Origin of the sequence: Actinocorallia populi, from assembly GCF_002995495.1 — a bacterium.
GTDB lineage: Bacteria > Actinomycetota > Actinomycetes > Streptosporangiales > Streptosporangiaceae > Actinocorallia > Actinocorallia populi.
Map to the genome: position 1 here is coordinate 65,157 of NZ_PVZV01000015.1, position 14,792 is coordinate 79,948.

The window sequence follows — 14,792 nt, forward strand, 5'->3', positions numbered from 1 at the left end:
AGGACGCCCCGAGGGCGTCCCGGGAAGGCGACAGATGAGCACCGAGACCGGATCGAGGGCGGAGCGTCCAGAGCTGGACGGCCCGCTGGTCCAGGCGCTGGTGGGCACCCGCCGGTTCTTCACCCGTTCGGAGGTCTCCCCGGACCTGCGGGCGACGTACAAGAAGGGCGGCCGCGGAGCCGACACCTTCTACCGCGACCGCTGGTCCTACGACAAGGTGGTGCGCTCCACCCACGGCGTGAACTGCACGGGCTCCTGCTCGTGGAAGGTGTACGTCAAGGACGGCATCATCACCTGGGAGGCCCAGCAGACCGACTACCCGTCGGTGGGCGCGGACCGCCCCGAGTACGAGCCCCGCGGCTGCCCGAGGGGCGCGGCGTTCTCCTGGTACACCTATTCGCCGACCCGGGTGCGCTACCCGTACGTGCGCGGCGTGCTGCTGGAGATGTACCGGGAGGCCAAGGCCCGCACGGGGGACCCGGTGGCGGCCTGGGAGGAGATCGTCTCCGACCCGGAGAAGGCCCGCCGCTACAAGTCGGTGCGCGGCAAGGGCGGCCTGGTGCGGGCCACCTGGGAGGAGGCCGTGGAGCTGGTCGCGGCCGCCCACGTGCACACCATCAAGCGGTTCGGTCCCGACAGGGTCGCCGGCTTCTCCCCGATCCCCGCGATGTCGATGGTCTCGCACGCCGCGGGCGCCCGGTTCACGTCCCTGATCGGCGGCTCCATGCTGTCGTTCTACGACTGGTACGCCGACCTGCCGGTCGCCTCCCCGCAGGTGTTCGGCGACCAGACCGACGTGCCCGAGTCGGGCGACTGGTGGGACGCCTCCTACCTGATCATGTGGGGCTCCAACCTGCCGGTGACCCGCACGCCCGACGCGCACTGGATGGCCGAGGCCCGCTACCGGGGCCAGAAGGTCATCGCGGTCTCGCCCGACTACGCCGACAACGTCAAGTTCGCCGACGAGTGGCTGCCGGCCCGTCCCGGCACCGACGGCGCGCTCGCCATGGCGATGGGCCACGTGATCCTCAAGGAGTTCTTCGTCGACCGGAGGACCCCCTACTTCACCGACTACACCAAGCGCTACACCGACCTGCCGTTCCTGGTCCGCCTGGAGCCCAACGCCGCGGGCGACGCCTACGTCCCCGCCAAGTTCCTCACCGCCGCCGACCTTCCGGGCGCCGAGGCGCAGGCGGAGAACGCCGCCTTCAAGACCGTCCTGCTGGACGCCGCCACGGGCAGGCCGCTGGTCCCCAACGGCTCGCTGGGCTTCCGCTACGGCCAATCGGGCGAGGGCCGCTGGAACCTGGACCTGGGCGACGCCGACCCGCTGCTGAGCGCCGAGGGCGGCGGCGAGGCGCCGGTGGAGATCGACCTCCCGCGCTTCGACACCCTCGACGGCTCCCCGGGCCTGCTGCGGCGCGGCGTGCCGGTGCGCCGGGTCGGCGGGCACCTGGTCACCACCGTCTACGACCTGACCCTCGCCCAGTACGGGGTGCACCGCGACGGGCTGCCCGGCCGCTGGCCGACCGGCTACGACGACGCCGAGGAGGGCTGCACGCCCGCCTGGCAGGAGACGTTCACCGGCGTCCCGGCGCAGGCCGCGGCCCGCATCGGCCGGGAGTTCGCCGCCAACGCCGAGGAGTCCCGCGGCCGCTCCATGATCATCATGGGTGCGGGCACCAACCACTGGTTCCACTCCGACACCATCTACCGCGCCTTCCTGGCCCTGACCACGCTGACCGGCTGCCAGGGCGTGAACGGCGGCGGCTGGGCCCACTACGTCGGCCAGGAGAAGTGCCGCCCGGTGACCGGCTGGGCGCAGCTGGCGTCCGCGCTGGACTGGACGCGCCCGCCCCGCCAGATGATCCAGACCGCCTACTGGTACCTGCACACCGACCAGTTCCGCTACGACCCGTTCACCGCCGACACCCTGTCGGCCGCCACCTCCACCGGGAGGCTGGCGGGCCGCACCACCGCCGACGTCATCGCCCAGTCGGCGCGGCTCGGCTGGATGCCCTCCTACCCGACCTTCGACCGCAACCCGCTGGACCTGGCCGACGAGATCGCCGCCTCGGGCCGCCCCGCCGGGGCGTACGTCCCCGAGGAGCTGAAGGCCGGCCGGCTGAAGTTCGCCTGCCAGGACCCCGACGCGCCGGAGAACTTCCCCCGGGTGCTGACGATCTGGCGGGCCAACCTGCTCGGCTCCTCGGCCAAGGGCAACGAGTACTTCCTCAAGCACCTGCTGGGCACCGACTCCAACCTGCGCGCCAAGGAGTCCCCGCCCGGCCTGCGCCCCAAGGAGGTCGTCTGGCACGAGGAGGCGCCCACCGGCAAGCTCGACCTGCTGCTCAACCTGGACTTCCGGATGACCAGCACCACCGTCTACTCCGACGTCGTGCTGCCCGCCGCCACCTGGTACGAGAAGCACGACCTCAACACCACCGACATGCACCCGTTCGTGCACGCCTTCAGCCCCGCCATCGCCCCGCCGTGGCAGACCCGCACCGACTGGGACGCCTTCCAGACCATCGCCGCGTCGTTCAGCAGGCTCGCCGCCACCCACCTCGGGGTGCGCAAGGACCTCGTCGCGATGCCGCTGCTGCACGACACCCCCGACGAGATGGCCACCCCGTACGGGAAGGTCGCCGACTGGGCCGAGGGCGAGTGCGAGCCGGTCCCGGGCGTGACGATGCCCAAGCTCGTCGTGGTGGAGCGCGACTACGGGGCGGTCTCGGCGAAGATGTCCTCGATCGGGCCGCTGGCCGACGAGCTCGGCGCCACCACCAAGGGCGTCACGTTCGACCTGACCCGCGAGCTGGAGTACCTGCGCGGCAAGAACGGCACCGTCCGGGGCGGCCCCGCCGACGGGCGGCCCGCGCTGCGCAGGGACGTCCACGCCTGCGAGATGATCCTCGCCTTCTCCGGCAGCACCAACGGCCACCTGGCCACCCAGGGCTTCCGCACGCTGGAGCGGCGCACGGGCACGCGGCTGGCGGACCTGGCGGCCGAGAGCCAGGGCAGGCAGATCACCTTCACCGACACCCAGACCCAGCCCGTCCCCGTCATCACCTCGCCCGAATGGTCCGGGTCGGAGTCGGGCGGGCGCCGCTACTCGCCGTTCACCATCAACGTGGAGCGCCTCAAACCGTGGCACACCCTCACCGGGCGGCAGCACTTCTTCCTCGACCACGACTGGATGACCGAGCTCGGCGAGCAGCTCCCGGTGTTCCGGCCGCCGCTGAACATGCAGGCGCTGTTCGGCGAGCCGCGCATCGGCGAGAACGGCGAGCTGGGCATCTCCGTGCGCTACCTGACCCCGCACAACAAGTGGTCCATCCACTCCGAGTACCAGGACAACCTGTTCATGTTGTCCCTGTCGCGCGGCGGCCCGACGATCTGGATGAGCGACAGGGACGCCGCCAAGATCGGGGTGTCGGACAACGACTGGATCGAGGCGGTCAACCGCAACGGCGTCGTGGTGGCCCGCGCGATCGTCTCGCACCGCATGCCCGAGGGCACCGTCTACATGCACCACGCCCAGGACCGGCTCATCGACGTGCCCCGCACCGAGACCACGGGGCGGCGCGGCGGCATCCACAACTCGCTGACCCGGCTGCTGGTCAAGCCGAGCCACCTCATCGGGGGATACGCCCAGCTGTCGTTCGCCTTCAACTACCTGGGCCCCACCGGCAACCAGCGCGACGAGGTCACCGTGATCCGCCGCCGCTCCCAGGAGGTGACGTACTGATGCGGGTCATGGCACAGATGGCGATGGTGATGAACCTCGACAAGTGCATCGGCTGCCACACCTGCTCGGTCACCTGCAAGCAGGCGTGGACCAACCGCAGCGGCGTCGAGTACGTCTGGTTCAACAACGTCGAGACCCGGCCAGGACAGGGCTACCCCCGCCGCTACGAGGACCAGGAGACGTGGCGCGGCGGGTGGACCCTCAACCGGCGCGGCAGGCTGGCGCTGAAGGCCGGCGGGCGGCTGCGCAAGCTGCTCACGATCTTCTCCAACCCCAAGCTGCCGTCCCTGGACGACTACTACCAGCCCTGGACCTACGACTACGAGACGCTCACCAACGCGCCGCTGCAGGAGCACACGCCCGTCGCCCGGCCCAAGTCGCTGATCACCGGCGAGGACATGAAGATCTCCTGGTCGGCCAACTGGGACGACGACCTGGGCGGGATGCCGCAGTACGGGGCGCAGGACCCGATACTGACTGAGCTCGCCAAGGTGTCCGAGAAGGTGAAGCTGGAGTTCGACAAGACCTTCATGTTCTACCTGCCGCGCATCTGCGAGCACTGCCTCAACCCCAGCTGCGCGGCCTCCTGCCCGTCCGGCGCGATCTACAAGCGCAGCGAGGACGGCATCGTCCTGGTCGACCAGGACCGCTGCCGCGGCTGGCGGATGTGCGTCACGGGCTGCCCGTACAAGAAGGTCTACTTCAACCACCGCACCGGCAAGGCCGAGAAGTGCACCTTCTGCTTCCCCCGGATCGAGGTCGGCATCCCGACGGTCTGCTCGGAGACCTGCGTGGGGCGGCTGCGCTACATCGGCCTGGTGCTCTACGACGCCGACAAGGTGCTCGAAGCGGCCGGCACGCCCGAGGACACCGACCTGTACGAGGCGCAGCGCCGGGTCTTCCTCGACCCGAACGACCCAGCGGTCGCCGCGGCGGCCGAGCGGGCGGGCATCCCGCGGGACTGGATCGAGGGCGCCCAGCGCTCGCCCGTCTACGCGCTCATCAACCGGTTCAAGGTGGCGCTGCCCCTGCACCCGGAGTACCGGACGCTGCCCATGGTCTGGTACATCCCGCCCCTGTCGCCGGTCGTGGACGTGGTGCGCGACACCGGCCACGACGCCGAGGACAAGGGCAACCTCTTCGCCGCGATCGAGGCGCTGCGCATCCCCGTGGAGTACCTCGCCGAGCTGTTCACCGCCGGTGACACAGCCCCCGTCGACGCCGTCCTGCGGCGGCTGGCGGCGATGCGCTCCTACATGCGCGACATCAACCTCGGCCGCGACGCCGACGAGGCGATCCCCGGCGGGGTCGGCATGACCGGCGAGGAGATGTACGACATGTACCGCCTGCTGGCGCTCGCCAAGTACGACGAGCGGTACGTCATCCCGCCCGCCCACGCCGAACAGGCCCACAAGCTCGAGGAACTCGCCACCGAGTGCAGCCTCGACTACGAGGGCGGCCCCGGCATGGGCGGCGGGGGGCCGTTCGGCGAGTCCTCCGGAGGCGCCCAGCCGATCGCGGTGGAGAACTTCCACATGCTCAAGCAGCGGCAGACCGCCGACCAGATCACCGACCCGGCCGACAAGAGCAGCCGCGTCAACCTCCTCAACTGGGACGGCAAGGGCACTCCGCCGGGCCTCTTCCCCGACCGGACCGACGCCCCCGGCCCGGGGGACGCCAACCCGCCCGCCGACTCCGGCGCCGGCAGGACGGAGCCCAAGCCGTGAAGACCGGACGCGCGCTCACCGGGACGGAGCGCACCATCGCCTGGCAGGCGGCCTCGCTGCTGCTCGGCTACCCCGACGAACGCCTCCTGGCGCAACGCCCGCTGCTGCGGCGCGCCGTCGCCGGGCTGCCCGGCGCCGTGGGCGGACCGCTGGGCCGCTTCCTCGACCACCTCGACGCCGCACCGCCCTCCGAGCTGGCCGCCGACTACGTCGCCACCTTCGACCACCGCAAGCGGTGCTGCCTCTACCTGACGTACTACGCCTACGGCGACACCCGCGAACGCGGCAGGGCGCTGCTGCGCTTCAAGACCGCCTACCGGGAGGCCGGGCTCGTCCTGGACGACGGGGAGCTGCCCGACCACCTGTCGGTGGTCCTGGAGTTCGCCGCCACCGCCGATCCCGAGACGGGGCACCGGCTGCTGACCGGCCACCGGGCCGGGCTGGAGCTGCTGCGCCTGGCGCTGACCGAGGCCCGCTCCCCGTGGGGGGCGGTGCTGGAGGCGGTCTCGGCGACGCTGCCGCCGCTGTCCGGTGACGACCGCCAGGCCGTCCACCGCCTGGCCGCCGAAGGGCCTCCCGAGGAGGAGGTGGGCGTCCAGACCTACGGAGGGCCGGTCATGCTGCCCGAACCCCGCGTCCGCACGGCCGCGGGCACCGCCCGAGGAGGAGAAGCATGATCCCGCACCTCGCCGCCCCAGAAGCGGTCGAACCGGGTGTCTGGGACATCCTGCTGTGGGTGGCGCTGCCGTACGTCACCATCGCGGTGTTCGTCCTGGGCCACGTCTGGCGCTACCGCTACGACAAGTTCGGCTGGACGACCCGCTCGTCCCAGCTGTACGAGAACCGCCTGCTGCGCATCGGCAGCCCGCTGTTCCACTTCGGCATCCTGGTGGTGCTGCTCGGCCACGTCGGCGGGCTGCTCATCCCCGAGAGCTGGACGGACGCCGCCGGGATCAGCGAGCACACCTACCACGTCATCGCCGTCGTGCTCGGCACCATCGCGGGGTTCTGCACCCTCGGCGGCCTGGCCATCCTCATCTACCGGCGGCGCACCGTCGGCCCGGTGTTCTCGGCCACCACCCGCAACGACAAGATGATGTACGTCTTCCTCACCACGGTGATCGTGCTCGGCCTGGCCGCCACCGTCGTGGCCAACGTCGTCGACGGCGGCTACAACTACCGGGAGAGCGTCTCGCCCTGGTTCCGGTCGGTGTTCCTGCTCCAGCCCGACCCCGAGCTGATGACGGGCGTGCCGCTGCTGTTCCAGCTGCACGCCCTCAGCGCCCTGTCCCTGTTCATGATCTGGCCGTTCACGCGCCTGGTGCACATGCTCACCGCGCCGATCGGCTACCTGACCCGCCCCTACATCGTCTACCGCAGCAGGGACGAGCAGCTGGGCACCCGGACTCCCCGCAGGGGGTGGGAACGCGCCACCTGACGGGGATCAGCCGGTGAGGTCCGCCGCGACGGCCGCCGCGAAGACGTCCACGTCCTCCTCCGTGGTGTCGAAAGCGGTCATCCAGCGGACCTCACCGGTGTGCTGGTCCCAGGTGTAGAAGCGGAAGCGTTTCTGCAGCCGCTCGGTGGCGTCCTTCGGCAGCACCGCGAAGACCGCGTTGGCCTGGACGGGGCGGGTGATCTCCAGCCCCGGCAGGCCCCGTACGCCGTCGGCCAGCCGCGCGGCCATGGCGTTGGCGTGCCGGGCGTTGCGCAGCCACAGGTCGCCCTCCAGCAGCGCCAGCAGCTGGGCGGAGACGAACCGCATCTTGGAGGCCAGCTGCATGGCCGACTTGCGCAGGTACTTGATGGACGGCGCGAGCTCGGGGTTCAGCACGACCACGGCCTCGCCGAGCATCAGGCCGTTCTTGGTGCCGCCGAACGACAGCACGTCCACCCCGGCGTCGGTGGTGAACTCCCGCATCGGGACGCCTAGCGCGGCGGCGGCGTTGGCCAGCCGGGAGCCGTCCAGGTGCACCAGCATGCCGCGCTCGTGCGCGTGGTCGGCCAGCGCCCGGATCTCCTCGGGCGCGTAGACGGTGCCCAGCTCGGTGCTCTGGGTCAGCGACACCACGTGCGGCTGGGCGCGGTGCTCGTCGCCCCAGCCCCAGGCCTGCCGGTCCACCAGCTCGGGCGTGAGCCTGCCGTCGGGGGTCGGCACGGTCAGCAGCTTGATGCCGGCGACCTTCTCGGGGGCGCCGCACTCGTCGACGTTGATGTGCGCGGTCTCGGCCGCGATCACCGCGGACCAGCGTTTGGTCATCGCGGACAGGCCCACCACGTTGGCGCCGGTGCCGTTGAACACCGGGAAGGCCTGCGCGGCCGGGCCGAAGTGGCGCTGGAAGACCTCCTGGAGCCGGGCGGTGTAGACGTCGTCGCCGTACGACGTCTGGTGGCCGCCGTTGGCGGCGGCCATCGCGGCCAGGGCCTCGGGGTGGATCCCGGCGTAGTTGTCGCTGGCGAAGCCGCGGCTGGAGGCGTCGTGCAGGACGGGCGGTTCAGACGGTGAGGTCAAGGCGGATTCCGTTCAGTTCGGGGGCGGGCAGGTCCCACAGACCCGCGATCTTCGAGGCGAGTTCGTCCACCGGCGTCCAGCCGGGCCGGGGCTCCCCGGTGGCCAGGGCCTTGACCACCAGGATGACCGCGGCGCTCTCCGTGCCGGCGAAGGAGTCGGCGAGCGCGAGCGTCCAGGCCTCGGAGGCGGCCTTGGCGGCGGCGTACGCGGCGTTGCCCTGGGAGGGGCGGCGCACCCCCGTCTGGGAGACGATGGCCACGCGGGCGCCGTCGGCGAACTCCAGGGCCAGGGTGGTGTGCTGGAGGGTACGGATCAGCATGTCGTTCAGGAAGTCCCAGTCCGCGAGCTTCGTCTCGGCGAAGGTCTTGCCGCCGCGCCAGCCGCCGACCAGGTGCACCAGCCCGTCCACCGGGCCGAGCTCGGCGGCCAGCGCCCGCACCGCGTCGAGGTCCAGCAGGTCGATCGCCTTGCCGACGACGTCCGGGTGCTCCCACCCGGTCTCCCGCACGTCCAGGGCGATGACCCTGTGCCCGGCCTCGGCCAGCGCCCGCACCGCGGGGGGTCCGGCCGCGCCGCCCGCCCCCGCCACCACGATCGTCTTCACGCCGCACGCGTCCCTTCGCCCGGGGAACGGCCCCCGGGCCCCGTGAGGGGATCAGAGGATCCTCGCTTCACCGCGGTCACCTGATCCCCTTCGTCGATTCGATGACATCCCCCAGCCGCTTGGCCAGGGCCTCGTAGAACATGCTCAGCGGGAACTCGTCCGGCAGCACGGCGTCCACCCATGCCTTCGGCGGCTCCCCGGTCGGCAGCTCCCGCACCCCCTGCGCCCAGCGGGAGGCCGGGTTCGGCTCCACGTAGCGGGCCACCAGCGCGTGCGCCGCCAGCCAGTGCGCGAGCTTGGGCCGGTCGATGCCCTCGCGGTACAGCGCCTCGACCTCCTCGCACAGGGCGACGACGGCGTCGGGCAGGCGCTCCCAGTCGACGGACAGCCGGTTGTCGGACCAGCGGACCACGTGGTTCCGGTGCAGGTGGGCGAACAGGAGCTGACCGCCCAGGCCATCGTAGTTGCGCACCCGGGGACCGGTGATCGGGAACCGGAACAACCGGTCGAAGAGGATCGCGTACTGCAGCAGCCGCGCGTGCGGCACGTCCGTCAGGCGGGTGGCCTCGCGGAAGGTGGTGAGGTCGCAGCGCAGCTCCTCCAGGGAGTAGAGCCAGTACGGCATCCGCTGCTTGATCATGAACGGGTCGAACGGCAGCTCGCCGTGGCTGTGCGTGCGGTCGTGGACGAGGTCCCACAGGGCGAACGTGTCCTGCGCCAGCTGCCGGGAGGCCAGCAGCCGGGCGGCGTCCGGGGGCAGCGGCAGCCGCAGGGTCTCGACGGCCGCGCCGCACACCCGGCGGAACCGGGCGGCCTCCCGGTCGCAGAAGATCCCGCCCCAGGTGAAGCGCGGCGGCGTCTCGCGCACCGCCACGGTCTCGGGGAACAGCACCGCCGAGTCGGTGTCGTAGCCGGAGGTGAAGTCGGTGAAGGCCAGCGGCACGAACATCGGGTTGTCGTACCGGTCCGCCTCCAGCCGCGCCAGCCAGTCCGGCCACACCACCCGGCACAGCACGGCCTCGAGGTTGCGGTCGGGGTTCCCGTTCTGGGTGTACATCGGGAAGACGACCAGGTGCTCCAGGCCGTCCTCGCGCCGCAGCTGCGGCTGGAAGGCGCGCAGGGAGTCCAGGAAGTCCGGGACGCCCAGGCCCTCGGCCGACCAGCGGCGCACGTCCGCCACGACGGCGGCCAGGTACCCGGCGTCGTGCGGGAACAGGGGGGCCAGGTCCTCGACGCAGGCGGCGACCCGGTCGAGGAGCTTGCCGGCCCGGGCGCGCTCGCTTTCGGCGACGGAGCCGTCCTTGGCCTGCAGGGGCCGGAACTGCTCGACGGCCTCCCGCAGTTCGGCCCAGGCGGGGTGGGCCAGGGCGGGGGAGGGGGCGGTGGCCCCCGCGGACTCGCGGGGCGCGCCCGCCGCCCAGGTGACGACGCTCCGCCACAGCTCGGCGTGGTCGTGCTCGCCGATGGAGTCGTCGCCGAAGAGGTCGGAGTCGGCGAACACCGCGACCCTGCCCTCGCCCGCCTGCGCCGTGACGGCCAGGGGAGCCCCGGCGGGGTCGGCGCTCGCCGAGGAGCGCAGCAGCACCGCGCCTCCGGCGGGCGCCTCCAGGGCGCCCGCCCGGTAGAAGCAGACGTCCCGGATCCCGGCCAGCGGGTCCTCCGGACCGCCGGGCTCCTGCGGCTCGGCCATCACCCAGTGGGCGACGTCCCGGTGGTTGCTCCGGGGGTCCTGGACCGTTCCGCTCCAGACGCCGATCCCGAACCGGGCCAGCAGCTCGTCCAGGTTCGTCCCGTACTTGTCCTGCTCGCACTCGGTCAGGACGACGAGCCCGCCCCCGGCGCGCACGAACGTCTCGACCGCGTCCAGTTCGGCCGGGGCGAACCGCGGCTCGCCCAGGCCGGTGGTGCGCTCCCAGCGGTCCTCCGAGGGATGGGCGATCACCAGGACGTCCCGCCCGGACAGGGCTCCGGCGTCCAGGGGCCCGGCGGTGTGGGCGTCGACCCGGTGCCCGGCCCCGCGCAGCAGTTCGGCCGCGCGGAGGTAGCCCGCGTCGGCGGGGTGGCCGGGGTTCATCACCCGCACCTGTTCGGGCCGGATGCTCCAGGCCTCCCGATGCGCCTCGTCGAACAGCACCTGTGCAAAGCCCTTCACGGCAAACCTCCCGAAAGACCGCTCCATCGGTGAAAAATTTATGGCAAAAAGCCTAACACTCGAAATGTTCTTCTGTTTGCCCCGGGCGCCGCTAGGCTTGTCCCATGTCATCTGCGTCTTCCGAGGTCCGCGTACGCTTCGCTCCTTCCCCCACCGGCATGTTCCACGTAGGGGGAGCCCGTTCCGCCCTGTTCAACTGGGCCATCGCCCAGCAGACGGGCGGCACCTTCGTCCTGCGGATCGAGGACACCGACGCCAACCGCAACCGGCCCGAGTGGACCGAGGGCATCATCTCCGCGCTCGCCTGGATCGGCATCAACAAGGAGTCCTCCCACTTCGAGGGCCCGCTCATGCAGTCCGACCAGGACGCCCAGCAGCGCGCCGCGGTGGCCGGGCTGCTGGCGGAGGGCAGGGCCTACCACTGCGACTGCGACCGCCAGCAGGTGATCGCCCGCACCGGCGACCCCAACCGCGGCTACGACGGCCACTGCCGCGACCGCGGCCTGTCCGACGGCCTGGTGCGCTTCCGCACCCCCGACGAGGGCGCCACCGTGGTCCAGGACGAGATCCGCGGCCGGGTGGAGTTCCCCAACGCCGCGATGGAGGACTTCGCCATCGCCCGCAGCGACGGCTCTCCGCTGTTCATCCTCGCCAACGTCGTCGACGACATCGAGATGCGCATCACCCAGGTCGTGCGCGGCGACGAGCACCTGTCCAACACCCCCAAGCAGCAGCTGCTGTGGGAGGCGCTGGGCGCGGCCCCGCCGGTCTGGGCGCACGTGCCGGTGATCGTCAACGAGAAGCGCCAGAAGCTGTCCAAGCGGCGCGACAAGGTGGCGCTGGAGGACTACCAGGCCGAGGGCTACCTGGCCGAGGCCATGGTCAACTACCTGATGCTGCTGGGCTGGGCGCCCGGGGGCGACCGCGAGATCGTGCCCTGGGACGAGATGGTCGCCGAGTTCAGCCTCGCGAACGTCAACACGTCCCCGGCGTTCTTCGACGTCAAGAAGCTGCGCGCCATCAACGGCGAGTACGTCCGCGCGCTGCCGCTGGAGCGGTTCATCGCCGAGAGCGACCCGTACCTCGACCCGGCCTGGGACCGCAAGGTCTTCGCCCAGCTCGCCGAGCTGGCCCAGACCCGCGTGGCCGTCCTGTCGGAGCTGCACGACCTGCTGGACTTCGCCTTCCTCGACGAGCCCGTCTTCGACGAGCAGTCCTGGAACAAGGGCATGAAGGAGCCCGCCGCCGAGCTGCTGGCCGCGGCCGAGGAGGCCTACCGCCAGGCGCCCTGGACGGCCGAGGAGCTGAAGAACCGCCTCGAGGAGGTCGGCGCGCGCTTCGGCCTCAAGCTCGGCAAGGCCCAGGCGCCGGTGCGGGTCGCCGCCACCGGCCGCACCGTGGGGCTGCCGCTGTTCGAGTCCCTGGAGGTGCTGGGCCGCGAGCGCACCCTGGCCCGTATCGCCGCGGCACGGGCACGCTTGACCTCCTGAGCGGTTCCGTTTGGGAAATAAACGGATAGATCCTCCTTATGCGGACCACTCCGATCCGGCTGGCGGACGGCCGGGAGCTCATCTACTTCGACCTGCCGGACGACCCGCCCCGGCAGGAGCACGACGCGCGTGAGCTCCCGGAGCCGCCGCCGGCCTCGGAGCTGCGCTTCGACGAGCTGCGCGGCGAGTGGGTGGCCGTGGCCGCCCACCGCCAGGAGCGCACCTTCCAGCCGCCCGGCGACCGCTGCCCCCTGTGCCCCTCCACCCCGGACTTCCACTCGGAGATCCCCGGCCCCTACCGCGTGGTGACCTTCGAGAACCGCTTCCCGTCCTTCAGCGAGCGCACCGCCGGAAGCCGCACCATGCCCGGCATCCGCCCCGGCGAGGGCCGCGCCGAGGTCGTGTGCTTCACACCCGACCACGACCGCTCCTTCGCCGGGCTGAGCCCCTCGGACGTCCGCCTGGTCCTGGACGTCTGGGCCGCCCGCACCGAGGCGCTGTCCGCCTTCCCCGGCGTGCAGCACGTCTTCCCCTTCGAGAACCGGGGCGCGGAGATCGGCGTCACCCTCTCCCATCCCCACGGCCAGATCTACGGCTACCCGTTCGTCCCCCCGCACGTCGCCCAGATCCTCGACTCCCTGGAGTTCGACCCCGGCGCCTTCGCCTACCGCCTGACCCGCGAGCAGGCAGACGAACGCGTCGTCGCCGCCGACGAGCACTGGACGGCCTTCGTCCCCCGCTCCGCCCGCTGGCCGTTCGAGGTCCACTTCTACCCCCACCGCCAGATCCCCGACCTCCCCGCCCTCACCGACGCGGAACGCGACGCCTTCGCACCCCTGTACCTCGACGTCCTCCACCGCTTCGACGCGCTCTTCGACGTCGCCATGCCCTACATCGCCGGCTGGTTCCAGGCGCCCGTCCACCAGGCCCGCGACACCTTCCGCCTCCACCTCCAGCTCTTCACCACCCGCCGCGCCCCGGGCAAGCTCAAGTACCTGGCGGGCTCGGAGTCGGCGATGGGGGCCTTCATCAACGACATCCGGCCCGAGCAGGCGGCCCAGATGCTCCGCGACGCCCTGCCCCGCACCGGCGGCTAGCGGAGGGACCGGGCGAGGGCGGCGAGGCCGGGCTCGATCTCGGTGGCGGCGCCGAAACCCAGGACCAGGCCGGGCGGAGCGGTGGCGCCGAACATCGACAGGGGGAAGACCGCGACGCCGTGCCGGGCGGCCTCGGCGGCGATCGCGGCGTCGTCCGATCCCGGCGGCAGCCAGGCGCTGAGGTGCAGGCCCGCCGCCGCGGGCACCGGGGCGAGCTCCGGCGGCAGCGCGGCGAGCAGCCGGGCGCGGCGGTCCGCGTACACGCGGCGCATCCGGCGGACGTGGCGGGCGAAGGAGCCCTCGGTGAGGAAGCCCGCCAGAGCCGCCTGCTCGGGCAGCGGGACATGCCAGTCCGAGACGTACTTGGCGGTGCGCAGGGCGCGGCGCAGGGACGGCGGGGCGAGGAGGAACCCGAGCCGCAACGTGGGCAGCATGGTCTTGGAGAAGGAACCGACGTACAGGACGCGGCCGGAGCCGTCGAGCGCGTGCAGCGGCTCCAGAGGGCGTCCGGCGAACCGGAACTCGCTGTCGTAGTCGTCCTCCACCAGGACGGCGTCGTGCCGGTCGGCCCATTCCAGGACGGCCGCGCGCCGGGCGGGCGCCATCGGCATGCCGAGCGGGAACTGGTGCGAAGGGGTGAGGAAGACCAGCCTGGCGTCGTCGGGAAGCGCATCGACGACGAGGCCGCCGGCGTCCACGGGAACGCGGACGACCCGCATCCCCGCGGCGGCCAGCGCGTGCCGGACCGGCGGGTACCCGGGCTCCTCGACGGCCACGGCCGAGCCCGGCGGCAGCAGCACCCGGGCTACCAGGTCGATCGCCTGCTGCGCGCCCGCCGTGACGACCACGTCCTGCGGGTCGGCCCGCACCGACCGGGCCGCGGCCAGCCGTTCGGCGATCGCGGCGCGCAGCTCCGGATGCCCGGCCGGATCGCCGTACATCCCGCTCCCGGCGGCTCCGGCCCGCAGCTGCGAGGTGAGCAGCCGCCGCCAGGACGCCCACGGGAAGAACCGGACGTCCGGATGCCCCGGCCGGAAGTCGTAACGGGGCCTTCCCTCCAGCGAGACCGGCTCCCGGATCGTCTCCCAGACGGGCAGCGGCCGCAGGACCCCCGGAGCCGGGTCCGGCGCCCGCCCCCCGAACCCGTCCGCCACGAAGGTGCCCGAGCCGACCCTCGTCCGCAGGAACCCCTCGGCGGCCAGCCGCTCGTACGCCGCCCCCGCGGTGTTGCGCGCCACCCCGAGCTCGGCGGCCAGCCGCCGGGTGGCGGGCAGGGCGGTCCCCGGCGGCAGCCGCCCGGCCACGATCGCCTCCCTGACCTGCCGGTAGATCTGCCCCGCGAGGTCCTGCCGCCCGGAAAGCCCGATGTGCACGTCCACACCGCCACCCTAGATCGGCCCAGTGGGATCCCGGGTGAATCGGCTCTGCCGCAGGTCCGATCGCCCTCCTAATCTCACGA

General features: G+C 72.2%; 10 protein-coding genes. 6 read left to right on the forward strand and 4 right to left on the reverse strand.

Annotated elements, in window-relative coordinates:
- Positions 1-34 precede the first annotated feature (34 nt).
- Genes C2865_RS38350 through narI form a run of 4 tightly spaced genes read left to right on the forward strand, consistent with a single transcriptional unit; the run spans position 35 to position 6,916 of the window.
- Positions 35-3,751: a nitrate reductase subunit alpha gene (locus tag C2865_RS38350; protein ID WP_106403695.1), complete on the forward strand. Its 3,717-nt coding sequence runs from the start codon at positions 35-37 to the stop codon at positions 3,749-3,751.
- Positions 3,751-5,478: a nitrate reductase subunit beta gene (narH, locus tag C2865_RS38355; RefSeq protein WP_106403696.1), complete on the forward strand. Its 1,728-nt coding sequence runs from the start codon at positions 3,751-3,753 to the stop codon at positions 5,476-5,478. Before C2865_RS38350 ends, narH begins: the two co-directional genes overlap by 1 nt.
- Positions 5,475-6,155 carry a nitrate reductase molybdenum cofactor assembly chaperone gene (narJ, locus tag C2865_RS38360; RefSeq protein WP_106403697.1) on the forward strand — a complete coding sequence of 227 codons (681 nt, stop codon included), beginning with the start codon at positions 5,475-5,477 and terminating at the stop codon, positions 6,153-6,155. Before narH ends, narJ begins: the two co-directional genes overlap by 4 nt.
- The gene (gene narI / locus C2865_RS38365; RefSeq protein WP_106403698.1) at positions 6,152-6,916 is read left to right on the forward strand and encodes a respiratory nitrate reductase subunit gamma; all 765 of its coding nucleotides are present in this window, start codon (positions 6,152-6,154) and stop codon (positions 6,914-6,916) included. Before narJ ends, narI begins: the two co-directional genes overlap by 4 nt.
- A 6-nt stretch (positions 6,917-6,922) precedes the next feature.
- Here narI and C2865_RS38370 read toward each other — a convergent pair whose 3' ends face one another.
- From C2865_RS38370 to C2865_RS38380, 3 genes are all read right to left on the reverse strand, one after another.
- Positions 6,923-7,990 (reverse strand): threonine aldolase family protein, encoded by a 1,068-nt coding sequence (locus C2865_RS38370; protein WP_232836050.1) that lies wholly within the window; start codon positions 7,988-7,990, stop codon positions 6,923-6,925.
- Positions 7,974-8,594 (reverse strand): SDR family NAD(P)-dependent oxidoreductase, encoded by a 621-nt coding sequence (locus C2865_RS38375; protein ID WP_106403699.1) that lies wholly within the window; start codon positions 8,592-8,594, stop codon positions 7,974-7,976. Before C2865_RS38375 ends, C2865_RS38370 begins: the two co-directional genes overlap by 17 nt.
- 76 nt (positions 8,595-8,670) lie before the next feature.
- The gene (locus tag C2865_RS38380; protein WP_198653893.1) at positions 8,671-10,746 is read right to left on the reverse strand and encodes a DUF6421 family protein; all 2,076 of its coding nucleotides are present in this window, start codon (positions 10,744-10,746) and stop codon (positions 8,671-8,673) included.
- 104 nt (positions 10,747-10,850) lie between these two features.
- Between C2865_RS38380 and gltX the strand changes: the two genes are divergently transcribed.
- The gene (gltX, locus tag C2865_RS38385; protein ID WP_106403701.1) at positions 10,851-12,236 is read left to right on the forward strand and encodes a glutamate--tRNA ligase; all 1,386 of its coding nucleotides are present in this window, start codon (positions 10,851-10,853) and stop codon (positions 12,234-12,236) included.
- 38 nt (positions 12,237-12,274) lie between these two features.
- The gene (gene galT / locus C2865_RS38390; protein ID WP_106403702.1) at positions 12,275-13,333 is read left to right on the forward strand and encodes a galactose-1-phosphate uridylyltransferase; all 1,059 of its coding nucleotides are present in this window, start codon (positions 12,275-12,277) and stop codon (positions 13,331-13,333) included.
- Here galT and pdxR read toward each other — a convergent pair.
- Positions 13,330-14,712 carry a MocR-like pyridoxine biosynthesis transcription factor PdxR gene (gene pdxR, locus C2865_RS38395; RefSeq protein ID WP_106403703.1) on the reverse strand — a complete coding sequence of 461 codons (1,383 nt, stop codon included), beginning with the start codon at positions 14,710-14,712 and terminating at the stop codon, positions 13,330-13,332. The genes galT and pdxR overlap by 4 nt on opposite strands.
- Positions 14,713-14,792 lie beyond the last annotated feature (80 nt).